This is a genomic window from Tessaracoccus luoxuelianae (assembly GCF_055326245.1).
Genome location: NZ_JBUZNO010000004.1, coordinates 282,214 through 305,617 on the forward strand (window position 1 = coordinate 282,214; position 23,404 = coordinate 305,617).

Genomic DNA, 23,404 nt, shown 5'->3' on the forward strand with positions numbered 1-23,404 from the left:
CTACCCCAGTCTGCCGCGTCCGCAGCCACCCTCCCCATCGACCCCAGCAGGTCGCGGCGGGACAATGCTCGCAGAAATTTCCTGGAACGGAACTGCGAGCCTCGGTCGCTGTGGTCGATGCATCCGACCACGCGGCGGGCAACAGCACTGTCCAGTGCGTTGACGGCCAGCCGGGACTTCATCCTGGAGGTAATCGAGTAGCCGACGATGCGGTTGGAGTAGACGTCCTTGATCGCACACAGGTAGAGCTTCCCCTTACCCGCTTGGATTCCAGCAGTCGTCGCAACACCAGCCGCGGGGAGCGGAGATGCCGGCGAGAAGTACACGGAGGAGCAGAGGCTGGCGTTCCTGGCGTTGATCGATCGGGGTGGGTCGGTGCGGGCGGCGGCTTGGTCGTCGGGGTTCAACCGGACCGCGGTTGCGCCTGGATGAAGCAGGCGGGGTTGTCGACCGCGCAGCACGCAGCGCAAGCACACCCCGGAGGACAAGGCGGAGTTCTTCAGGCGGCTCGCCGTGAGCGGCAACGTGTCGGCGGTCGCACGCGAGCTCGGCTTCAATAGGGTCACTTGCTACGTCTGGGCGCATAGGGCGGGGATCTATATGGAGCGTATGCCGACGCGAAGAGGCAGGAGTTTCTCAAGCTTCACAGGGCGTCTCGCGGCGTGATGCCGCGGCTCGACTGGGTGTCGAGTCGCATCAGGCGCTGGACTGGGACAAGGGCATCCGCGTGTTCTCGAAGGGCCGGATCTACCCCGACGGCAGAGTGGTGCTCTACCGGCCCGAGGAGGTTCTGGCGAACGTGAAGAACCTAGAACCGCATGGGTGCAAGGCGAGCGCATCCCTCTTGCTCGCGTCGAGCAGGTCATCGACGCCCGCTTCCTCAGTCTCGTCGAGCGAGAGCGGCTGAAGGACTTGATGATGACGGGTGTGTCGCTCCGGAAGATCGCGGCGACGATGGGTCGGGCGCTTCGACGATCAGCCGCGAGCTGAGGCGCAACACCGTGAGCAAGAGCGGCTGCCTGCCCCATGCCGCGCACCGAGTCTCCGTGAAGCGGCGCGAACGCCCGCGGGCGGCGAAGCTCGCCGTCGAGGGGCCGCTGCGAGACTACGTCGCTGCCCAAGGCGTACAGCCCAGCCCGGTGACCGGACAGGTTGCAGTAGCGGAGGGTGATCTGGTTCGGGTCTCGCGCCGCCGGGAAGTTGAGCGAGGCCCCGTTGTCACTGCGCCGTTCCCCCCGATCGTCGAGTGCTCGAGGATGATCCCGCGTGCGTTGCCGTCGAGGCTCGGCTCTGGAACCCGTAGACGACACCGGCCGAGTCTTGGTGGATGTTGCCGAAGGTGATGTTGTCAGCGGTCACGCGGAGGGTGCCGGTGATCTGGTAGCGCTCCACGATCCAGCGGCCGCCGATCCGCCGGACCCGGCCATTGCCCTCGTTCGCCGCCAGCCATGCCTGACTGATGGTGAGCGTGCCCACGTGGGTCTGGTAGGTGAGGGCGGGGTCGTGGCCGGTGTAGACGCGATACCGGTCCCTGATGAGGCCGTAGTCGTTGCTGGAGAAGACGTCGGCCCAGCCCTCGGGGGCGCCGCCGTCCGCGTCCGGCGGGGCGGCTCCGTGACCACGTTCCCGCCTGCGAGCACGAGCGGCAGCAGCTGACCGTCCGCGCTCCCCATGCCGAGGACCTGGACCGCGGTCCACTTGCCGTCGATCTAGGCTTCGAGGCTCACAGCGACCACACCCTGAAGTCGTCCCACCAGACCGAGGCGGTGCTCGACCCACGACGCCGGCCAGCCCGGCCCCGGGTGCGATGAGCGCCGCCAGCGGGGCCTCGGGTGCGACGTAGACGACCCGGCCGTTCCACATGAGGGTCAGGTCCGCCCGCTCCCCTCAAGGGCGTCGCTGACGAAGTCGCGTTCCTTTTCAGCGCCTTGGACTGGCTAAACAACCGCTCTCAAGCCACTTCTTCACGTGGGTGACGTCGTACATGACCCGACCACGGACATTTGCAGTCGACAGGTACGCGGGGCCGCGTCCTGCGCTGCGCCAGTTTTCGGGGTGCCAGGGGACACGCCGAGCATCAAGGCCAGATCGGCGGGACGGATCAACCCCATCGGGTTTACGACACCACCGACGTTTGGGTCGGGGGCCGGGATGAGGTTGCTACTCGTGGTCTTCTTCACTCTGGCCATGCACCACACGAAAGCGGGCAGCCTTGGGGCTTCTCCGGGACCTCGCGAGTGTTCCGGGCTGTCACTATTGCACGCTAGTTGCACGACGTCTGAAACCAGAAACACTCCTGACCGGTGTATCACCTAGTCAGGAGCGTTTCCCTGTGGTAGCGGGGACGGGATTTGAACTTGGCGCCGTGGGCCGAGGCGCTCGTTGCTCCATGCCGTCGGGTCAGGTCGAGAGTGTCATCAGCACCCCGGCGGGTGGAGCCCCAAGCCGTCAAACCTCCGCTCAATACGACCTGCCGGGCAGTGCCCTCCCACGGAGGTTGTCAGGTGGGCACTTGGGCGCGCCCAGGTCGGCACCCGAAATGTGACATAGACGCGCCACGGGCGCCTGATCAGGACATGTGATCTGGCACGTATCTGGCACGAATCGAGCTTCGGCCGTCGAAATCGCCGCTGACTAGGGGGTGTACAGTCGGGGCGACAGGACTCGAACCTGCGGTCTCCTGCTCCCAAAGCAGGCGCGCTAGCCACTACGCTACGCCCCGGTGGCCGTCGAAACCCCTGTCAGTGGAGCCTGACAAGGGGCTTCGACGACTCGAGCGGATGACGGGAATCGAACCCGCGTAGTTAGTTTGGAAGACTAGGGCTCTACCATTGAGCTACATCCGCAGAACCGTCGATGACTCTACCAGCCGACTGCTGGAGAGCGCGATTCCAACTCACCCGATCGCATCGCGTCGGCGCCGCGCCAACTGACGACGGACATCCCTGGTGACCGCGGAGTTGAACGGCAACGCGCCGCCCGCAAGGTCGTCGTCGAGGGACGAGGTGGCGCGCAGCGCGGTGTTCAATGCCCGCTCGACCACGCCGGTCGGCAGGCCGAGCCCCCGCCCGAAGTCCACGAGGTGCCGCCGGATGAGGCCGTCGGTGCGGCCGCCGACGCTGAGCGCGAGCGTGTGGTCACCGTAGGGGAGGGTGCTCAGAACGTCGTACATGGGTGCCACTCGCCACTCGCCGCCCGGGTTCTGCAGCACGGACACGTTCTTGGCGTGCACATCGCCGTTGCCGATGAGCCAGGCGAAGATGAGCTGGATGAAGACGTTGCGCATCGCGACGGGTCGTGCCGCGCATGCGTCCGCCACCGCGGTCGCTGCCTCTTCCGCGGACAGGAGGTACTTGTCGCTGGGATAGCGACCGAGGAGCTGGCATGCGTCCTCGACCGCGCGGCGACCATCCGCCCGGTCGAAGCGGTGCACCACAAGCCCCGATCTGCCCCTCGTGTCGGTAATGATCGCCGCTTCCACGACGGAGAGGCCGAGGCGCCTGGCCACGCGGAGGAAGTACGCCTCGTTCTCGACGGCGAAAGGGTAGTCGGGCGGCGACAGTTTGATGATCGTCGATGCCCCTGATCCGGAGTGACCGGGGAGTGTGATCATCCCGGCGGACAGCTTGTCCTGAACGCCTGGCATGCCGACGGGATCGATGCCGTAGTCAGCGAGCAACGCCGCGAAGTCCAGCGGCTCCTCCACCTCCACCAGCGGGCGGGCGGGAACTGGTGGCCTGCCTTGCGGCAACACTTGGACGTCTCCGATGGTGTCGGTACCTGTAGCGAGCAGCAGGGTCAGTTCGTCGTCTCCAGAGGTCTTGACCGCGCGCTGGAGTGCAGCGAGGCGGCGCCCCTCGGGTAACAGGTTGGTGAAGAAGGGCGGCAAGGTGCGCCCGGGGCGCACGAACCGTGAACCTAAGGGGAGCGAATGGGCGACGGGAGCGCCTGAGTAGCGGTTCACATAGGCAAACGTGGTGTCCACGCCGTCGGCGTCGAGCGTCGCGGCGAGCACCCCGTCCTTGTAGACGTCGGCGACGGTCACGGCTTGACCCTGACAACGAACTCCAGCCCTAGGGTGTCAAGCAGGGCGCGGAGTTTGTCGAACTGCACGGAGACCTTGCCCGCCTCGACGGTGCGGACGAAACGCTCGGAGACCCCGGCGAGGTCTGCGGCGTCGAGTTGCGTCAGGCCCAGCGCTCGGCGCCTGTTGACCACGGTGGTGGCGAGATCCATGCTGCTCCAATCGGCGCGAACGTGCCGGTTCAGGTCATTCTGCCCCTGCGGCACGGCGGGGTCAACCCTATTCGGTGCGTTCGTGCCGAATCTTGCTCGTCAAAGCTCTTCCTCAAGGCGTCGAGGGAGAAATCGGCACGCTTGTGCCGGTCAGCGCGATCCGGTCGAAGTGCTCAGAGGCCGAGGAAGGCGCGGATGGCGTCGAGTTCGCGCCCGGCCTGGGAGCGCCCCGCCTGGAACACCGAGCGCAGCACGGGAACGCGTCGCTCCGAGTTGCGGATCGGCATGGAGTCCGGGAACACCAGATAGGCGCGACCCTCCCGCTCCAGCTCGAGGAGCTCGCTGAGCGAGCGATTGTAGTTGGCCGGCCGCTCAATCAACCCCTGGGCGACGGCGGGGTAGCGCCGGAACAGCGTCCGCATGGCGGCCGTCGAACGGACCGGGGCCTTCCGGTAGCCACGTGGGCGGGTCATCACCACGAGGAAGCGCTCGTAGCCGTCCCCCCTCGCCGCATCGAGGGCGAACCCGCCCGTGGGGCCGAGGGCGCCGTCGCAGTAATCCACCCCGTCGATCGTGGTCAGCGGCATGAGCAACGGCATCGTCGACGACGCCCTCACCCGCTTGGCCAGGGACATGACGTCCTGAAGGTCCTCGCGGCCCCAGTAGATCATCTCGCCGTCCGCGCAACGGACCGCTCCGATGCGGACCTGGGCCGGGTTGGCCCGGAAGGTGTCGAGATCCAAGGGGAGGACCTGGTGGGGGAGCGAGGTCTGCTCGTAGATCCACTCGGCGTTGAACATGCCCTTGCCTGCCACCCAGGTGCGCCAGTCGCCGAACTGGGGCTCGGCCGCGACGTCGACGAACGACCGCTCCGCCCGCCCGGGGTCACGGGAGATGTAGTTGACGGTGCAGCTGGACCCGGCCGAGATGCCGCCCACCCAGTCGAGGTGGATGCCCGCCTCCAGGAAGGCGGCGAGCACCCCGGAGGAGAAGGCGGCCCGCATGCCGCCGCCCTCGAAGACGAGTGCGGTGTCGGTCACGGTGCTGGTCATCACGGGCACCCACTCTAGAGCGGTCCCGGGCCAGAGCGGCGCGGAGGGGCGCGCTGCCGATTGGTGGGCTGGGCATTGACCGATAGACTCGATCCCGATCATTCCAACTTCAGGAGTCCATTCGTGCCTAGCACCTCCCAGAAGCTGAGCCCGACGCGGGTGAAGCTCACCGTCGAGATCCCCTTCGCCGATCTCAAGCCCTACCTCGATGACGCCTACAAGGGGATTGCCGAGCAGATCAACATTCCCGGCTTCCGCAAGGGGAAGGTGCCTGCCACCGTCATCGATCAGCGCTACGGCCGCGGCGTTGTGCTGCAGGAGGCCATCAACGAGGCCATCCCCTCGGCGTACAACGCAGCCATCGAGGAGCACAAGGTTGTGCCCATGGCGCAGCCTGAGGTTGAGGTCACCAAGCTGGAGGACAAGGAGCTCGTCGAGTTCACGGCCGAGGTGGACATCCGCCCGGACGTGACCCTGCCTGACTTCACCAAGGTCGAGGCCACCGTGGACAACGCCGCCAGCATCGACGCGCTCGTCGAGGAGCGCATCGGCCTCCTGCGCGAGCGCTTCGCCACCACCACAGAGGTGGACAGGGCTGCGGCCGAGGGCGACGTGCTCACCCTGGATCTCGTCGCCTCGCAGAACGGCGAGCCGCTCCCTGAGGCCACCGCCGAGGGCCTCACCTACAAGGTGGGTCAGGAAGCCAACATGCTCGAGGGCCTGGACGAGGCCGTGACCGGGCTCAAGGCCGGCGAGTCGAAGACCTTCACCTCCACCCTGGTGGGCGGCCAGTTCCGCGGCCAGGACGCGGAGATCGAGGTGACCGTGATCAAGGTCTCCCAGCAGGACCTGCCCGAGGTGGACGACGAGTTCGCGCAGCTCATCTCTGAGTTCGACACCGTCGAGGAGATGAAGGAAGACCTGCGCAAGGGCGCCGAGCAGCAGGTGAAGGCCGATCAGCTGGCAGATGCCCGTGACAAGGTGCTGGAGGCCGTTCTGGAGGCCACCGAGTTCGAGTTGCCCGAGTCCGTGCTGGCCCGTGAGCTTGAGGCTCGCCGGGCTGAGGTCCAGCGTCAGCTGGCAGGCGGCGGCATGACGGTCGAGGACTACCTCGCCAACTCCGAGGACGAGGAGGCCAAGGATGCCGACGAGTTCTGGGCCATGATCGACAAGCGCTCCGAGCAGGCTCTCAAGGCGCAGGTGGTGCTGGACGTCTACGCCGACACCAACACCGTCGACGTCTCCCAGCAGGACCTGACCGAGCTCATCTTCCGCAAGGCGCAGCAGAACGGCTCCAGCCCGCAGGACGAGATCAACCACATGATGGAGCACAACCACATGCCCGAGTGGATGCAGGAGATCCGTCGCGGCAAGGCGCTCGCGGCCATCTGCGCAGACGCGAAGGTCACCGATGAGGACGGCAACCCCGTCGAGACCGCGCTGGCGGTCGACGCCATCGAGGCCGCCGAGGAAGTCATCGCCGAGGAGGAGGCCGAAGAGGCCGAGGTCGACGCCAAGTAACACCCAGCACAGGATCGCCGCGGGACCCGTTCCCGCGGCGATCCTGTCGTCTCCGGTGACGCCTCGGGCGAACACGGCCCCGCGCTCTTGGGTCCTTGGCGAATGCCGGTAGGTTAGTGGGGTGACTGAGACTCGAAACGACATCCGGATGGCCGGGCCCTCGGGCGCCGGCCTCGGCATGACAGACAACGTGTATTCGTCCCTCCTGGCCAACCGGATCATCTTCCTCGGGTCGGAGGTGCGCGACGAGAACGCCAACGCGATCTGTGCACAGATGCTGCTGCTGAATGCGGAGGACCCGCACCAGGACATCTACCTCTACATCAACTCGCCCGGCGGCTCGGTGGACTCCGGCATGGCCATCTTCGACACCATGCAGTGGATCAGCAACGACGTCGCCACCGTCGCCATGGGCCTGGCGGCATCGATGGGGCAGTTCCTGCTCTCGGCCGGCACGCCCGGGAAACGCTTCGCCCTGCCGCACAGCCGGATCATGATGCACCAGCCCTCCGGCGGGCTCGGCGGCACCGCCTCCGACATCAGGATCCAGGCGGAGCAGTCGCTCCACATCAAGCGCACCATGGCCGCCCTCATCGCCAAGCACACCGGCCAGACGGTGGACCAGATCGAGGCCGACTCAGACCGTGACCGGTGGTTCACCGCCGAGCAGGCGCTCGAGTACGGATTCATCGACCACGTCTACGAGCGCGCATCCCAGATCAAGACGGAGGCCCCGAACCAGTGATCACCAACCTGCCCCAGGGCTCCGCACCCACCGGAATGGACATGAGCTACTACATCCCCCAGTGGGAAGAGCGCACCAGCTACGGCATGCGCCGGGTGGACCCCTACACCAAGCTGTTCGAGGACCGGATCATCTTCCTCGGCACCCCCATCAACGACGACGTGGCCAACGCCGTCATGGCGCAGCTCCTCTGTCTGCAGTCGATGGACCCCGAGCGCCAGATCTCGATCTACATCAACTCGCCCGGCGGCTCCTTCACCGCGTTGACCGCCATCTACGACACGATGCGCTACATCAAGCCGGACATCCAGACCGTCTGCCTCGGCCAGGCTGCCTCCGCCGCCGCAGTGCTGCTGGCCGCCGGCACGAAGGGCAAGCGGCTCGCGCTGCCCAACTCGCGCATCCTCATCCACCAGCCCGCCACCGAGGGCGGCTACGGCCAGTCCTCGGACCTCGAGATCCAGGCCAGGGAGATCCTGCGGATCCGCGCGCTGATGGAGACCATGCTGGCCGCGGACACGGGCCAGGACCTCGACAAGGTGAGCAAGGACATCGAGCGCGACAAGTACCTCACCGCCCAGCAGGCGGTCGAGTACGGCATCGTCGACGACATCCTCCCCTCGCTCAAGGGACTCGACTGAAGACCCCGGAACACTCCGGGCTCGGGAAGGCGTTTCGCAGTCCCCAGCCCGGGTGTCCCGGGTAGGGTGGGAAATCGGAGATCAACGCAAGACACTCGAGCCAAGGAGGTGGAGACGTGGCACGCATCGGCGAGTCAAGTGACCTGTTCAAGTGCAACTTCTGCGGCAAGAGCCAGAAGCAGGTCAAGAAGCTGATCGCCGGTCCCGGCGTCTACATCTGTGACGAGTGCATCGGGCTGTGCAACGAGATCATCGAGGAGGAGTTCCCGGCTCCGGTGGACGCCGGCCTCGTCACTGAGCTGCCGAAGCCGCGCGAGATCCGGGACTTCCTGGACACCTACGTCATCGGCCAGGACGGCGCCAAGAAAGCCCTCTCCGTGGCGGTGTACAACCACTACAAGCGCATCCAGTCCCAGCAGGAGGCGCACGGCCGGCGCGCCGAGCACGACGACGTCGAGGTCGGCAAGTCGAACATCCTCCTCATCGGCCCCACCGGCTGCGGCAAGACCTACCTGGCCCAGACGCTGGCCAGGATGCTCAAAGTTCCGTTCGCGATGGCCGACGCCACTGCCCTCACCGAGGCGGGCTATGTCGGCGAGGACGTGGAGAACATCCTGCTCAAGCTCATCCAGTCCGCTGATTTCGACATCGCCAAGGCCGAGACCGGCATCATCTACATCGACGAGATCGACAAGGTGGCGCGCAAGTCCGAGAATCCGTCCATCACCCGGGACGTCTCAGGCGAGGGAGTGCAGCAGGCCCTGCTGAAGATTCTTGAGGGCACTGTCGCCTCCGTCCCCCCGCAGGGTGGCCGCAAACACCCCCATCAGGACTTCCTCCAGATCGACACCACCAAGGTGCTGTTCATCGTCGGAGGTGCGTTCTCCGGCCTGGAGGACATCATCAACCAGCGCATCGGCAAGCGCCCGCTCGGGTTCAACAACTCGGCGGACGCGCGGAAGCCGGACGTGGACCCGTTCACGGCGGTGCGCTCCGAGGATCTGCACAAGTTCGGCCTCATCCCCGAGTTCATCGGCCGGCTGCCCATGATCACCTCGGTCTCCCAGCTTGACCGAGACGCCCTGGTGCGCATCCTCATCGAGCCGCGCAACGCGCTCGTGCGCCAGTTCCAGAAGCTCTTCGAGCTAGACGGGGTGCAGTTGGAGTTCACCGACGAGGCCATCGTCGCCATCGCGGACCTGGCGCTCCTGAGGGGCACTGGTGCGCGCGGGCTACGCGGCATCCTTGAAGAGCTCCTCCTAGACGTCATGTTCGACGTCCCCTCCGAGGACGACGTGGCCCAGGTGCTCGTCACCAAGGACGCCGTCGACGGTGTCGCGGCGCCCACGATGGTGCCGCGCGCCAAGCTCGCCCGCCGCCGCGACCTCTCGGCCTGATCCCTCACCCGCCACAGTGGCAGGCATGGAGCTTCACCGACTGGTCGCCACGTCGGCGGCCGTCGCCGCCACCCGATCACGCCTGGAGAAGCGACGCCTCCTCGCCGAGGCGCTGAACGCGGCGGACCCTGCAGACGTGGAAGTGGTGGCCACCTTCCTCGCCGGCGGCATCAGACAGCGACGCACAGGGGTGGGATGGCGCACCCTCGCCAGCCTGCCGGCGCCCGCCCTTGAACCCACGCTGACCGCCGCCGCCCTGGACGACGCGCTGGCCCGGCTCGCTGACCTGGCCGGGCCGGGGTCCCAGGAGGAGCGCACACGCGCAGTGCGCGCACTGTTCGGCGCGGCCACCGCGGCCGAGCAGGAGTGGATCAGGGGACTCATCTCCGGTGAGTTGCGCCAAGGCGCGCTCGACTCGTTGCTCCTCGAGGCCATCGCCGAGGCCGCCGCGCTGCCTCTCGCGCTCGTCCGACGCGCCGCGATGTTCTCCGCCCCCACCGGCCCCGTCGCCGCCGCGGCCCTGACGGGGGGCCGCCAGGCGCTGGCCGACTTCCGGCTCGCGGTGGGTCGGCCGGTGCGGCCGATGCTTGCCGCTTCCGCCCCCGATGTGGACGCGGCCCTGGTGGGCCTCGGCGGCGAGGTCGCGGTCGACGGGAAGATCGACGGGATCCGCATCCAGGTCCACCGGGCGGGCCAGGACGTGGCGGTGTTCACCCGCTCGCTGGACGACATCACTGATCGGCTGCCGGAGGTGGTGGCGATGGTGCTGGGGCTGGATGTCAAGGCCGTGGTGCTCGACGGGGAGGCCCTTGCGCTCGGCCCGGACGGCCGGCCACGGCCGTTCCAGGAGACCGGCGCCCGGGCGATGAGCAGGGACGACACCCTCCATGAGGCGGTCCCGCTCACCCCGCTGTTCTTCGACGTTCTGCACATCGATGGCCGGGACCTGATCGACGAGCCGGCCCGGACGCGCTTCGAGGCGCTGGCCGCCGTCGTCCCGGAGGCCGCGAGGGCCCCCCGCGTGATCACCTCTGAGCCCGCCGTCGCGCACGAGTTCTTCGCCCAGATGCTGGCGCTCGGACACGAGGGGGTGGTGGTGAAGGACCTCGCGGCCCCCTATGACGCGGGGAGGCGGGGCTCCGGGTGGGTGAAGGTCAAGCCGCGACACACACTGGATCTGGTGGTGCTGGCGGTCGAGTGGGGCAGCGGCCGCCGCCGGGGTCTGTTGTCGAACATCCACCTCGGGGCCCGCGACGGCGACGGCTTCACGATGTTGGGGAAGACGTTCAAGGGTATGACGGACGAGATGCTGGCCTGGCAGACCGAGCGCTTCCTCGGGTTGGAGGTGCGACGGGAGGGCCACGTCGTTCACCTGCGCCCCGAGCAGGTGGTGGAAGTGGCCTTTGACGGGGTCCAACGTTCCAGCCGCTATCCCGGCGCCGTGGCCCTCCGATTCGCCCGGGTTCTCCGCTACCGCGACGACAAGACCGCCGCCGAGGCCGACACCCTGGAGTCGGTTCGGGCTCTCGCCTAGGCGGTATCGTGGGGCGGTGACTGATGGCTACCTGCGCTTCCCGCACCTTCACCGCGACACTGTCGTCTTCGTCGCCGACGACGACCTCTGGCTTGGATCGCTCGGAGGCGGACGCGCCTCGCGGATCACACTGGGGGAGGAGACGCCCCGCAACCCCCGAATCTCGCCCGACGGCTCCCGGGTTGCCTTCACCGCCACCACCAACGGCGGGTGGGACGCCTACGTCGTTGACCTCGACGGCGGCACGAGGCGGCTGACCTGGCTGAGCGGGCGGCCCATGCTGGTGTCCGGGTGGCTGGATGCCGAGCACATCCTGGTCTGCTCCCAGCACGAGGGCTTCCACCGCGTGGACTCGTCCATGTATTCGTTGTCGCTGGACGGCCGGCTCACCCGGCTTCCGTGGGGGCTGGCCACCTCGGCGGCGGTGCACAGGAAGGGTCGCGTCGCTATCGCGTCGGCGAACTTCCGGGATCCCTCGGGATGGAAGCGGTACCGGGGTGGCATGGCCGCCCGCCTGTACCTCTCTGCGGAGGGCAAGGGCGACTGGAAGCGGCTCCTGCCGGACGTGACCGCCGGCCTCTTCTGGCCCTCCTGGGTGGGGGAGCGGCTGATGTTCACCTCGGATCTGGGGGAGGGGCCGGACGTGCAGGGGCAGGTGTGGTCCGTGAACTCCGCAGGCAAGGACCTGCGTCAGCACACCCGGCACAGCGCCGAGCAGGGCTACGTGCGCGACGCCACCACGGACGGCCAGGCCGTCATTTATCACGCCCGGGGTCGTCTGCACTACCTGGCCACGTTGAAGGCCGAACCCCAGGCCCTGGACATCACCGTTCCCCTGGGGCGCCCCCAGCCGGTGCCGGTCGCGCCCACGGACCGGCTCGAGTCGATCGCACCGGACCGCGGTGGGGACGCCTCACTCGTGGAGTGGCGCGGCGCCGCCTACCTGCTCACCCACCGCGGAGGCCCGGCCCGCGCCGTCGCCGAGTCGCCGGGCGTGCGCATCCGCGAGCCGCGTTTCCTCGCGCAGACAGGACGCGGGGTGTGGGTGACAGACGAGGGGGGCGAGGACGCGCTGGAGATCCGGCAACTAGACGGCTACGGCCCGGCCCGCCGCCTCGGCGCAGGGCGCCTGGGTCGCGTGATGACGTTGGAGCCCAACGCCGAGGGCAGCAAGGTCGCGGTGGGCAGCCACGACGGCACGGTCTACATCCTGGACGTGGCCCGCGGCTCCGCTCGGAAGGTGGGTCGGTCTCCGGTGGGTGAGGCCACCGGCCTGACCTGGTCCCCGGACGGCCGCTACCTGGTGTGGCGCAACGCCGTGGCGAACGAGGGCATGCTGGGCCAGCTCGTCGGCTACGACATGACGGCCGAGGCAGGATTCACGCTCACCCGCGGGCAGTTCAACGACTACTCGCCCACCTTCACCGCGGACGGCAAGTACCTGTGCTTCCTCTCCAGCCGCACCATCGACCCCACCTACGACGAACTCGGGTTCGACCTGGCGTTCACCAACTCCACCCGTCCCTGGCTGGTGCCGCTCAGCGCCACCGAGCCGGCCCCGTTCGGGCCATCGGCCGATGGATGGCCCATCAGCGAGTCCGACGACAAGGATGATGAGAAGAAGTCCGACGTTGCCAAGGACGGTGAGGGGGCGCAGGAGGAGGCGGCCCCCGTCGTGGTCTTCGACCTGGATGGTGTGGAGGACCGGATGGTGCCGCTGCCGGTGGCGTCGTCGCGGTACGCCTCGCTGCAGGCCGCCAAGGAAGGCCTGGTGTGGGTGGCGCTGCGCTCCACCGGTGAGCTGGGTGCCGCCCGGGCCGGGGTCGAGGGCGAGGTCAAGGACCACGTCGAGCACTTCTCGTTCAAGACCCGCAAGCTGACGGTGGTGGTCGAGGGCTGCGACGGCGCCGCGATCAGCGGGGACGGCGAGCGCCTCGTCGTGCGCAGCGGCGAGGACATCTGGGTTCAGCAGGCAGACCACGAGCCCGACGGCGACGACGCCAAGATCCCCGTGGACCTCAGCCGCCTCCGCCGCGAGGTGGACCCGCGGGCGGAGTGGCGGCAGATGTTCGAGGAGAACGCCCGGCTCATGCGGGACCACTACTGGCGCGACGACTTCGACGGCACGGACTGGGCGGCCGCCGTCGCCCGCTACCGGCCGCTGCTCAACCGGATCGCCAGCCACGACGACCTCGTCGACGTGCTCTGGGAGACGGTGGGGGAGCTCAACACCTCCCACGCCTACGTCGATCCGCCGTCGCATCATCACGACGGCGCACACGTGGCGTTCCTCGGTGCGGAGTTCACGCGCAACACCAAGGGCGAGGTGGTGATCTCGCGGATCCTGCCGGGGGAGACCTCGGACCCGTCCGCCCGGTCCCCGCTTCGGGCCGCAGGGGTCGCGGCGGCGCCAGGTGACGTCATCGCCGCAGTCGACGGGCGCTCCACGGCAGAGGTGCCAGACATCGGTGCGCTCCTCCAGGGCGCCGCTGACAAGGTGGTGGAGCTCACCCTCGTGCAGGGGCGGCAGCGCAGGCGCGTCGCCGTGGTGCCCACGCCCAGTGAGGCGCCCATGCGCTACCACGAGTGGGTGGCCGGCCGCGTGGCCCACACCCGCGCCCGGTCCCAGGGGCGCGTCGGGTACGTGCACGTGCCGGACATGGTGGCGCGGGGGTGGGCGGAGTTCCACCGCCTCATCGACGCGGCCATGCGGTGCGAGGCCGTGGTGGTGGACGTCCGCTTCAACGCCGGCGGTCACACCTCCGAGCTGGTCATCGAGCGGTTGTCGCGGCGGGCCGTGGGCTGGAACGGGGCGCGGCATCACGACGACGTCACGACCTACCCCAGCCAGGCCGCTCGCGGGCCGGTGGTGTTCCTCACCAACGCCTATGCCGGATCCGACGGCGACATCGTCACCGCAGCCGCCCAGGAGCTGGGCCTCGGCCCGGTGGTGGGGGAGCGGAGCTGGGGAGGCGTCGTCGGCATCGACGGCCGGTTCACGCTGGTCGACGGCACCGAGGTCACGCAGCCGCGGTACTGGATCGCGTTCGACAAGTACGGCTTCGGCCTGGAGAACCACGGTGTGGACCCGGACATCGTGGTGGAGACGGGGCCGGCCGAGTGGGAGTCCGAGGACGACGTGCAGCTGGACCGCGCCATCGACGAGGCGCTGTCGCGGCTGGCCGATCGACCGGCGGCGAGCCCGCCGTCGTTCGACGCCCCCCGATTCGCGCGCAGGGAGAACTGAGATGACAGGGAAGAACTGGGCCGGCAACGTCACCTACTCCGCACGACGCCTGGCCGAGCCCACGTCCGTCGAGGAGCTGCAGGAGCTCGTCGCGGCCGAGGAACAGATCCGGGTGGTGGGGTCGCGGCACTGTTTCAACGACATCGCGGACACCGTCGGGGTCCAGGTCTCGCTGGGGAGACTGAGCGATGAGGGCCCCGTGCGGGTGGGCGAGGCCACGGTCAGGGTCCCGGCGTGGTGGCGCTACGGCGACCTGGTGCCCGCGCTGCGCGACGAGGGCGTGGCCTTGGCCAACCTGGCCTCCCTGCCCCACATCTCCGTGGCGGGGGCCGTCCAGACCGGCACGCATGGTTCCGGGGACCGCATCGGTTCGCTCGCCACGCAGGTGTCCGCGCTGGAGGTCGTCGACGGTCGCGGTGAGCTGGTGCGGATGGAGCGCGGCGGCGCGGACTTCGACGGCGCCGTCGTCGGACTCGGTGCCCTGGGAGTGCTCACGCACGTGGAGCTCGACGTGGCGCCGGCGCGCCCGGTGGCGCAGAGGGTCTTCGAGGGGGTGCGCCTCGACGCCGTCCTGGGTGATCTGTCGGCGGTCACGGGGGCCGGGGACAGCGTCAGCATGTTCACGACCTGGCAGGACCCGGCAGTCATCGAGCAGGTGTGGGTGAAGTCCGCGGGTGAGCCGTCCGTTGGCGGGATTCTCGCCGCGGGCGGGCGCCCGGCAGGCGGGCCGCGGCACCCGATCGCGGGCATCGACCCCACCCCCTGCACCCCGCAGATGGGCGAGTTCGGGCCGTGGTACGACAGGTTGCCGCACTTCAGGCTGGAGTCCACCCCGTCGGTGGGGGCGGAGCTGCAGTCGGAGTACCTGGTGCCGCGGACTGATGCTGTCGCGGCGATCGAGGCGGTGGCCGGGCTGGCACCGAGGATCGCGCCGCTGCTGTTCGTGTGCGAGATCCGCACCATGGCCCCGGACCAGCTGTGGCTCTCCCCGGCCTTCGGGGCGGACACGGTGGGGCTCCACTTCACCTGGAAGCCGGACGAGGCGGCGGTGCGCGCGCTCCTGCCCGAGCTGGAGGCGGCCCTGCCGGGCACGGCGCGCCCCCACTGGGGCAAGGTTTTCACGATGCCCGGCGGCGAGGTGGCCGCCCGCTACCCGCGGTGGTCGGACTTCGCGGAGCTGCGCGGCCGGATGGACCCGGCCCGCCGGTTCGCCAACCCCTACCTGACCAGGCTCGGCCTGTAGCTCACGACCGACGGACGGGACCGGCGCGCCGTTACTGGTCGGCCGTGGGAGCCAGCTCCACCTCGACACCGAGCGGGGCGTCGACCTCGGCCCACGTCACCTCGCCGACGAGCCGACCCACCGCGCGGAGGTCCGCCTCGATGGTGCGCAGCCTCGCGACGACGCCCGCGGGGCCGGCGAACGCCGCCCGCGACACTTCCGCCTTCATCGAGACCTTCGCCGTCGATTTGGCGCCCCGGATGGCGATCAGCGCGGTGGCCACGTCCGCGAGCAGCGCGGGGTCGCCGGTGGGAAGCTCCTCGACAGTGGGCCACCCCGCCAGGTGCACCGAGGCGCCGTGCGTCCAGCGCCACACCTCCTCGGTGACGAACGGGAGGATGGGGGCGAACAGCCGCAGCTGCACGTCGAGCGCCAGCGCCAGCGCGGCCTGCGCGGAGGCCTGCGCCTCGGGCCCTTGGGCGCCGTATGCGCGTTCCTTGACCAGCTCCAGGTAGTCGTCGCAGAAGGACCAGAAGAACGACTCCGTGGCCTCGAGCGCCCCGGTGTAGTCGAAGTCGTCGAACGCCTTCGTCGCGGTGGCCACCACTCCACGCAGGCCAGCCAGCATCGCAAGATCGACGGGGCTAGTCACGGCCTGGAGCCCGCCCGGATTCTCGGCCATCGTGAGCACGAACTTGCCGGCGTTGAGGATCTTCATGGCGAGGCGACGACCCACCTTCATCTGGGTCTCGTCGAAGGGCGAGTCCATCCCGGGGCGCGCCATCGCGGCGCGCCAGCGCACGGCGTCCGAGCCGTACTTGTCCAGGATGTCTGTGGGCACCACGACGTTGCCCTTGGACTTGCTCATCTTCTTGCGGTCCGGGTCCACCACGAAGCCGGAGATGGTGGCGCGCTTCCACGGCAGGGAGCCGTTCTCGAAGTGCGCCCGCACCACCCGGCTGAACAGCCAGGTCCGGATGATGTCGTGGGCCTGCGGCGCCACGTCCATCGGGAACGTGAGCGCGAACAGTTCCTCATCGCGTTCCCAGCCCGTGGCCAGGTGGGGGGTGAGCGACGACGTGGCCCAGGTGTCCATCACGTCCGGGTCCGCCATGAACCCGCCTGGCTGGTCGCGCTGATCGGCGGTGAACCCGGGCGGGCACGCGGTCACGGGATCGATGGGCAGCGAGGCCTCTTCGGCCACGATGGGGGACTCGTAGTCGGGCTCGCCGTCGGCGTCCAGGCGGTACCAGACGGGGAACGGCACCCCGAAGAAGCGCTGCCGGGAGATCAGCCAGTCGCCGTTGAGCCCCCCCACCCAGTTCTCGTAGCGGTGTGCCATGTGCTCGGGGGTCCACTGCAATTCGTGGCCTCGCGCGAGCATCTCCTGCTTGATGTCCTCGTCGCGTCCGCCGTTGCTGATGTACCACTGGCGGGTGGCCACGATCTCGAGCGGCTTGTCGCCCTTCTCGTAGAAGTTGGTCATGCGCGTGGTGGGCTTGGGGTCGCCGTCGAGGTCGCCGGTCTTGCGCAGCATCGCGACGGTGGCCTCCCGTGCGGAGAACGCGGTCTTGCCGGCGATGGCTTCGTAGGCGCCGGCGTTGACGATCCACTCGGGCGTCTCCCCCTGGATGCGGCCGTCGCGGCCGATCACCGTGCGGGTGGGGAGGTTGAGCTCGCGCCACCACGTGACGTCCGTCAGGTCGCCGAAGGTGCAGCACATGGCAATGCCGGCGCCCTTGTCTGGCTCCGCCGCCTCGTGCGCCAGGACCGGGATCTCCACGCCGAAGAGGGGAGAGGTGACGGTGCTGCCGAAAAGCGGCTGGTACCGCTCGTCGTCCGGGTGCGCGATGAGCGCGCAGACGGAAGCCAGCAGCTCCGGGCGGGTGGTCTCGATGTGCACCGGGGTGCCGTCGGGCCGGTGGAACGCCACGCGGTGGTAGGCGCCCGGGTATTCGCGCGCCTCAAGCTCGGCCTGCGCCACGGCGGTGTGGAACGTGACGTCCCACAGGGTCGGGGCGTAGCTGAGGTAGGCCTCTCCGCGGGCGTGGTTGCGCAGGAAGGCCTTCTGGGCCACGGCCTGCGAGCTCGCGGAGATGGTGGTGTAGAGCGTGGACCAGTCCACCGAGAGGCCGAGCTGCTTCCAGAGGGCCTCGAACGCCTGCTCGTCGACGGCGGTCAGCTCGTGGCACAGCTCGATGAAGTTGGCGCGGCTGATCGGCACCTGCCGCTTGGGGTCCGGCTTGGCGGGAGCCTCGAAGCCCGCGTCGTAGGGGATCGACGGGTCGCAGCGCACGCCGTAGAAGTTCTGGACCCGGCGCTCGGTGGGCAGGCCGTTGTCATCCCAACCCATCGGGTAGAACACGTGCTTGCCGCGCATCCGCTGGTAGCGGGCCACGGTGTCCGTGTGGGTGTAGCTGAACACGTGGCCCACGTGCAGCGAGCCCGACACCGTCGGCGGGGGCGTGTCGATGCTGAACACGTCCTCGCGGCTTGAGGGCCTCACGAACGCGTAGGTGCCCTCCTCGGCCCATACCTGCCCCCACTTGGCCTCCAGGCCTTCGAGGACGGGCTTGTCGGGGAGGGCGCGCGCAGACGCGTTCGAATGGGTCATGGGACCCGATCTTAATAGGCAGCGCGCGCCCGCCCGAACCGTCGCCCGGTCAGCTCTCGAGCTGCTGGCCGCCCGACTCGAACGCCTCGGTGATGGCCCCGAGCAGGCTCTCCGCGGTGGGCTGGATCAGGACGGTCTGGGACTCCTGGTCGTAGAACTCCAGGGCCTGACCGCTCACGAGGAAGGTGGGCGTGGCGCCGATCTGGTCGTCGTTGAACTTCTGGTTGGCGGCGTCGGTGAAGTCGTTGAAGGCCCGGGTGTCGTAGAGCTCCTGGTACCGGGTGAGGTCCTCGCCCTCGATGCCGGCCAAGGCCGGGAACTCCACCCGCAGCTGCTGATCGGTGAAGCCGGTGCCCTCCTGGGCAGGATGGTTGGCGTAGACCACGCGGTGGAAGGCGTCGAACGCGCCCACCTCGTCGGCCGCTGCGGCGGCCAGGGCGGCGCGCTTCGACGAGTCGTTGCGCAGCCCGGCGTCCAGGAAGAACGCGGTGCGGATCTCCGCGGTGATCGAACCGTCGGCCACCAACTGCTCGATGATGGGCCCGTAGCTCTCCTCCCGCGAGGCGCAGGCCGGGCACTGGAAGTCCTCCCACACCACCAGGTGGGGGGTGCCCTCCTGTGGCTGCTTGCCCGCCAGAGCGATGCCGGAGGAGGCCGTGGCGTTGGGGGGCGTCAGCTGCTCCGTCGCTACAGGCGCCTGCTTGGCCAGCGCCTGCATGATCACAATCGCCAGCACCGCGACGATGGTCAGCGCCGCGAGTCCCGCGCCGACGGCGAGAATGCGGCGCGTGCGCTTGGTGCGCTCTTCCATCTCCTGCTGCTGGCGCAGGGCGGCGCGCTTGCTCAGCGACGAATTGTTGGCCATATTGCGAAGCTCCTTGAGGGGCGTGAACGGTGCGGCGGAGCGATGGAACATGGCCCATCGCTGCCTACGGGTCATCCTAACCGGGCAGCTCAAAGGCCCGAATCGGCCATCAGGGTCCACGCGGCCATCGCGGCCCAGGCGCGGTTCGGCCTCGCCCCGACGCCGCTACGCCGGGGCCTTGAGCTCACCGTCGAGGCTCTTCGACGAGAGGCCGGTGCCCACTAGGCTGGGGTGCACCATGACTGACACCACGCACCACGAGTTGACGGCCGCCTTGACGAGCCGGTGGCCCGAGCACCGGGTGGCGCCCAGCCTGACGCGCATCTCGGCCCTCATGCATCTCCTCGGCGACCCGCAGAAGGCCTTCCCCGTGATCCAGGTGGCCGGCACCAACGGCAAGGGCAGCACCGCCATCATGATCGAGGCTCTGCTGCGCGCCGCGGGCCTGCGCACCGGACGCTTCGCCAGCCCGCACCTGAGCGATGCCAGGGAGCGGATCAGCGTCGACGGGGAGGCGGTCAGCGAGGAACGCTTCGGCGAGGTCTGGCGTGACATCGAGCCGTACGTCGCCATGGTGGACGAACAGCGGCTCGACGGCGTGTCGATGACGTTCTTCGAGGTCATCACCGGCATGGCGTACGCGGCCTTCGCCGACGCCCCGGTGGATGTGGCCGTCATGGAGGTGGGCCTCGGGGGAAGGTGGGACGCCACGAGTGTCGCGGACCCGACTGTCGCGGTGGTGACGCCCATCGGGCTGGACCACATGCACATCCTCGGCTCCACCCTGGTTGAGATCGCCGCGGAGAAGGCGGGCATCATCAAGCACGGCTCGACGGCGGTCCTGGCTGGTCAGGACCCGGTGGCTGCGCGGGTGCTGCTGGAGCGGGCCATCGAGGTGGGGGCCCCGGTGAAGGTGGAGGGGCCGGACTTCGGCGTCCTGGACCGCAGCCTGGCCGTCGGCGGGCAGCTTCTGCGCATCGACACGGCGGGCGGCCCGGTGAGCGACGTCTTCCTCCCTCTGTTCGGCGAGCACATGGCCCGCAACGCCGCGCTGGCCGTGGCCGCCGTCGAGGCGTTCCTCGGCGGCCAGCCGCTGAGCCCCGAGGTGATCGTCGAGGGCCTCGGCTCGGTAGAGGCACCGGCCCGGCTGGAGCTGGTCCGGACCTCGCCCCCCATCGTGGTCGACACCGCCCACAATCCACCGGCCGCGCGCGTCACCATCGACGCGGTGGTGGAGTCCTACACCTTCGAGCCCCTGATCGGCGTGGTGGCGATGATGCAGGACAAGAACGCCGAGGAGGTGCTGGGGATCTTCGCGGAGCAGATGGATCAGGTGGTCATCACGCAGGTGTCGTCCTCTACCCGCGGCCGCCCCGTCGACGAACTGGCCGCCGTGGCCGAGACCGTGTGGTCCACGCATCAGGTGCACCGTGCAGCCACCATGGCGGAGGCGCTGGACCTGGCCGTCATGCTGGCAGACACGGCAAGCGCCCACGCCGGCGTGCTCGTGGCCGGCTCCGTGATCGCCGCCGGCGAGGCACGCGACCTCCTGAGGACGGAGCGACACCCGTGACCCTCGATCCCTCAAACCCACTGCGCCCCGCCGCGATGTCGGTGCTCGTCTTCGAGATCATCGTGGTGTGGCTCGCCTTCATCGGCATGATCCAGGTCTCCGGGGTCAACCTCTGGGTGGCCGCCGCCTGGTGCGCCGTCGCCACCCTGCTGTGCCTCGCCGCCGCCGCGGGCCTCAGGAAGCGGTGGGGCTACGTCGTGGGCTGGGTGGCCCAGCTGGTGCTCATCGGGCTCGGCCTCCTCACCCCGTGGATGTACGCCATGGGTCTCATCTTCGCCCTGATCTGGGTGACTTGCGTGGTGCTGGGGAAGCGCCTCGAGGCGGCCCAGGCTGAAAGGAACCTCTCATGACCGAGCAGACGTTCGTCATCATCAAGCCCGACGCGGTAGCCGCCGGCCACGTCGGGGCCATCGTGTCGCGCTACGAGGACGCCGGGCTCCGGTTGGCGGCCATGGAGTTCCGTCAGATCGACCCGGAGTTCGCTGACCGTCACTACTCCGAGCATGTGGAGCGCGAGTACTACCCGCCGCTGCGCGAGTTCATGACGGAGGGGCCGCTGATCGCCATGGTGATCACTGGAGACGACGCGGTTTCCCGCGTGCGTGCCCTCCACGGGGCCACCGATCCCGCCAAGGCCGAGCCGGGCACTGTGCGGGCGGACTTTGCGGAGTCCACTCGGCGCAACGCGGTCCATGCCTCAGATTCGCCCGAGTCCGCGGCCCACGAGATTGCGCTCTGGTTCGGCGAAGGGTAGGTCAAACGCGCCCCCGCGGATATTCTTGGCGGCGTCATGACAACACTTTCCGCGCTGCCCACGCACTCCCTCTTCGCACGGCTGGAGCCGCTGCTCGCGCAGGTGAGCAAGCCCATCCAGTACGTCGGGGGTGAGCACAACTCCGTCGTCAAGGACTGGGATTTGGTCGAGGTCCGCTGGTGCCTGTCGTACCCGGACGCCTACGAGGTGGGTCAACCCAACCAGGGCGTGGCCATCCTCTACGAGATCCTCAACGAGCGCGAGTGGATCCTCGCCGAGCGCACCTACTGCGTGTGGCCGGACATGGAGGCCAGGATGCGGGCGGCCTCGATGCCGCAGTTCACGCTGGACGCGCACCGCCCCGTCGGCATGTTCGACGTGCTGGGGGTCTCCTTCTCCACCGAACTGGGCTACACCAACCTGCTCAACCTGATCGACCTCTCCGGGTTGAGCCTCCACGCGGCGGACCGCATCGACGGCGAGCCGCTGGTCGTCGCGGGAGGGCACGCTGCCTTCAACCCCGAACCCATCGCGGACTTCATCGACGTGGCCGTGCTCGGCGACGGCGAGGAGGCCTCGCTGCTCATCTCGGACATCATCCGCGAGTGGAAGGTGGACGGCCGCGAGGGCGGCCGCGACGGGCTGCTGCTCCGCCTCGCCTTCACCGGCGCGTTCTACGTGCCGAAGTTCTACGACGTGGACTACCTCGACGACGGCCGCATCCAGAGGATCGCGCCCAACCGCGAGGGCGTGCCGTTCCAGGTGCGCAAGCACACGCTGATGAACCTCGACGAGTGGCCCTACCCCAAGCACCCCATCGTGCCGATGGCCGAAACGGTGCACGAGCGCTACTCCGTGGAGATCTTCCGCGGATGCACCCGCGGCTGCCGCTTCTGTCAGGCCGGCATGATCACCCGCCCCGTCCGGGAGCGCTCGATCGACACCATCGGTGCCATGGTGGAGGGCGGACTCCGGGCCACCGGGCTGGAGGAGATCGGCCTGCTGTCCCTCTCGTCGGCGGACCACTCGGAGATCGCTGAGGTCACCAAGCAGCTCGCGGACCGCTACGAAGGCTCCAACGTCTCGCTGTCGCTGCCCTCAACCCGCGTGGACGCGTTCAACATCGACCTGGCCAACGAGCTCAGCCGCAACGGCCGCCGCTCGGGTCTCACGTTCGCGCCCGAGGGCGGCTCGGAGCGGATGCGGAAGGTGATCAACAAGATGGTCACCGAGGATGACCTGATCGACACTGTCGCGGCCGCGTTCTCCTCCGGCTGGCGCCAGGTCAAGCTGTACTTCATGTGCGGCCTGCCCACCGAGACCGACGAGGACGTGCTGGCCATCGCGGACCTGGCGCGCCGCGTGATCGAGACCGGTCGGAAGGCATCCGGCACCCGCGACATCCGCTGCACCGTCTCGATCGGCGGGTTCGTGCCTAAGGCGCACACCCCCTTCCAGTGGGCGGGCCAGGCCAGCGCCGAGACCATCGACCACCGGCTCCAGCTGCTGCGCGACACCATCAGGCAGGACCGCCACTACGGCAAGGCGATCGGCATGCGGTACCACGACGGCAAGCCGGGGACCATCGAGGGCCTGCTGTCCCGCGGGGACCGACGGGTGGGCCGCGTCATCGAGCGCGTGTGGCGCGACGGCGGCAAGTTCGACGGCTGGAGCGAGCACTTCAGCTTCGAGCGCTGGGCCACGGCCGCGGCGGAGGAGCTCGCCCCCTTCGGTGTGGACCTGGACTGGTACACCACCCGCGAGCGCGGCTACGAGGAGGTCCTGCCCTGGGACCACCTGGACGCGGGTCTGGACCGTGACTGGCTGTGGGAGGACTGGCAGGACGCCCTCGACGAGCGCGAGGTGGAGGACTGCCGCTGGACGCCGTGCTTCGACTGCGGCGTGTGCCCCCAGATGGACACATCCATCCAGATCGGCCCCACCGGCAAGGTGCTCCTGCCGCTCGCCGTGGCCAAGCCCTCCCTCCAGTAGGGGGAGGGCCG

The 23,404-nt window shown here is 68.9% G+C and carries 18 protein-coding genes, 2 tRNA genes and 1 pseudogene; 12 read left to right on the forward strand and 9 right to left on the reverse strand.

What is annotated here, in order from left to right; all coding sequences use genetic code 11:
- Positions 1–20: 20 nt before the first annotated feature.
- Positions 21–566, reverse strand: a pseudogene (locus ACZK39_RS16760) (DDE-type integrase/transposase/recombinase); the annotation flags it as partial.
- Between the two features lie 256 nt (positions 567–822).
- On the opposite strand from ACZK39_RS16760, the gene ACZK39_RS08165 reads away from it, so the two are divergent.
- Positions 823–990, forward strand: a complete 168-nt coding sequence (locus tag ACZK39_RS08165; RefSeq protein WP_463613037.1) for a hypothetical protein — start codon at positions 823–825, stop codon at positions 988–990.
- A 228-nt stretch (positions 991–1,218) separates the two neighbouring features.
- Here ACZK39_RS08165 and ACZK39_RS08170 read toward each other — a convergent pair whose 3' ends face one another.
- The 6 genes from ACZK39_RS08170 to ACZK39_RS08195 form a co-directional block, all read right to left on the reverse strand.
- Complete coding sequence (locus ACZK39_RS08170) at positions 1,219–1,698, reverse strand: hypothetical protein (RefSeq protein WP_463613038.1); 480 nt, start codon at positions 1,696–1,698, stop codon at positions 1,219–1,221.
- A gap of 951 nt (positions 1,699–2,649) precedes the next feature.
- Positions 2,650–2,722 (reverse strand) — tRNA-Pro (locus tag ACZK39_RS08175).
- 53 nt (positions 2,723–2,775) lie between these two features.
- Positions 2,776–2,846, reverse strand: a tRNA-Gly gene (locus ACZK39_RS08180).
- A 50-nt stretch (positions 2,847–2,896) separates the two neighbouring features.
- Complete coding sequence (locus ACZK39_RS08185; protein ID WP_463613039.1) at positions 2,897–4,045, reverse strand: type II toxin-antitoxin system HipA family toxin; 1,149 nt, start codon at positions 4,043–4,045, stop codon at positions 2,897–2,899.
- The gene (locus tag ACZK39_RS08190; protein ID WP_463613040.1) at positions 4,042–4,236 is read right to left on the reverse strand and encodes a type II toxin-antitoxin system Y4mF family antitoxin; all 195 of its coding nucleotides are present in this window, start codon (positions 4,234–4,236) and stop codon (positions 4,042–4,044) included. Before ACZK39_RS08190 ends, ACZK39_RS08185 begins: the two co-directional genes overlap by 4 nt.
- A 173-nt stretch (positions 4,237–4,409) precedes the next feature.
- Complete coding sequence (locus tag ACZK39_RS08195) at positions 4,410–5,288, reverse strand: patatin-like phospholipase family protein (protein WP_463613041.1); 879 nt, start codon at positions 5,286–5,288, stop codon at positions 4,410–4,412.
- A gap of 123 nt (positions 5,289–5,411) precedes the next feature.
- Between ACZK39_RS08195 and tig the strand changes: the two genes are divergently transcribed.
- The 7 genes from tig (at position 5,412) to ACZK39_RS08230 (ending at position 15,616) form a co-directional block, all read left to right on the forward strand.
- Positions 5,412–6,809, forward strand: a complete 1,398-nt coding sequence (gene tig / locus ACZK39_RS08200; RefSeq protein ID WP_182799400.1) for a trigger factor — start codon at positions 5,412–5,414, stop codon at positions 6,807–6,809.
- 148 nt (positions 6,810–6,957) lie between these two features.
- Complete coding sequence (locus ACZK39_RS08205) at positions 6,958–7,554, forward strand: ATP-dependent Clp protease proteolytic subunit (RefSeq protein ID WP_182784009.1); 597 nt, start codon at positions 6,958–6,960, stop codon at positions 7,552–7,554.
- Between the two features lie 41 nt (positions 7,555–7,595).
- Positions 7,596–8,195 carry an ATP-dependent Clp protease proteolytic subunit gene (locus ACZK39_RS08210; RefSeq protein WP_182784011.1) on the forward strand — a complete coding sequence of 200 codons (600 nt, stop codon included), beginning with the start codon at positions 7,596–7,598 and terminating at the stop codon, positions 8,193–8,195.
- Positions 8,196–8,311: 116 nt separating this feature from the next.
- The gene (clpX, locus tag ACZK39_RS08215; RefSeq protein ID WP_182783682.1) at positions 8,312–9,592 is read left to right on the forward strand and encodes an ATP-dependent Clp protease ATP-binding subunit ClpX; all 1,281 of its coding nucleotides are present in this window, start codon (positions 8,312–8,314) and stop codon (positions 9,590–9,592) included.
- A 25-nt stretch (positions 9,593–9,617) separates the two neighbouring features.
- Complete coding sequence (locus ACZK39_RS08220; RefSeq protein WP_463613042.1) at positions 9,618–11,126, forward strand: ATP-dependent DNA ligase; 1,509 nt, start codon at positions 9,618–9,620, stop codon at positions 11,124–11,126.
- 16 nt (positions 11,127–11,142) lie between these two features.
- Positions 11,143–14,373, forward strand: coding sequence for a S41 family peptidase (locus ACZK39_RS08225; protein WP_463613043.1), 3,231 nt, complete (start codon positions 11,143–11,145; stop codon positions 14,371–14,373).
- A gap of 1 nt (position 14,374) precedes the next feature.
- Entirely contained in the window at positions 14,375–15,616 is a 1,242-nt protein-coding gene (locus tag ACZK39_RS08230; protein WP_463613044.1) for a D-arabinono-1,4-lactone oxidase, read from the forward strand.
- Between the two features lie 31 nt (positions 15,617–15,647).
- On the opposite strand, the gene valS is transcribed toward ACZK39_RS08230, so the two are convergent.
- Together valS and ACZK39_RS08240 are read right to left on the reverse strand one after the other, a co-directional pair.
- On the reverse strand, positions 15,648–18,209 hold the full coding sequence (valS, locus tag ACZK39_RS08235; RefSeq protein ID WP_463613045.1) for a valine--tRNA ligase: 2,562 nt from the start codon (positions 18,207–18,209) through the stop codon (positions 15,648–15,650).
- 49 nt (positions 18,210–18,258) lie between these two features.
- Positions 18,259–19,074: a DsbA family protein gene (locus ACZK39_RS08240; protein WP_463613046.1), complete on the reverse strand. Its 816-nt coding sequence runs from the start codon at positions 19,072–19,074 to the stop codon at positions 18,259–18,261.
- 238 nt (positions 19,075–19,312) lie between these two features.
- On the opposite strand from ACZK39_RS08240, the gene ACZK39_RS08245 reads away from it, so the two are divergent.
- Genes ACZK39_RS08245 through ACZK39_RS08260 form a run of 4 tightly spaced genes read left to right on the forward strand, consistent with a single transcriptional unit; the run spans position 19,313 to position 23,393 of the window.
- Positions 19,313–20,647, forward strand: a complete 1,335-nt coding sequence (locus ACZK39_RS08245; RefSeq protein WP_463613047.1) for a bifunctional folylpolyglutamate synthase/dihydrofolate synthase — start codon at positions 19,313–19,315, stop codon at positions 20,645–20,647.
- Positions 20,644–20,997, forward strand: coding sequence for a DUF4233 domain-containing protein (locus ACZK39_RS08250; RefSeq protein WP_370586069.1), 354 nt, complete (start codon positions 20,644–20,646; stop codon positions 20,995–20,997). The genes ACZK39_RS08245 and ACZK39_RS08250 overlap by 4 nt, the downstream gene beginning before the upstream one ends.
- Complete coding sequence (gene ndk / locus ACZK39_RS08255; protein ID WP_459054695.1) at positions 20,994–21,401, forward strand: nucleoside-diphosphate kinase; 408 nt, start codon at positions 20,994–20,996, stop codon at positions 21,399–21,401. The genes ACZK39_RS08250 and ndk overlap by 4 nt, the downstream gene beginning before the upstream one ends.
- 36 nt (positions 21,402–21,437) lie before the next feature.
- On the forward strand, positions 21,438–23,393 hold the full coding sequence (locus ACZK39_RS08260; protein WP_463613048.1) for a TIGR03960 family B12-binding radical SAM protein: 1,956 nt from the start codon (positions 21,438–21,440) through the stop codon (positions 23,391–23,393).
- Positions 23,394–23,404: the final 11 nt, after the last annotated feature.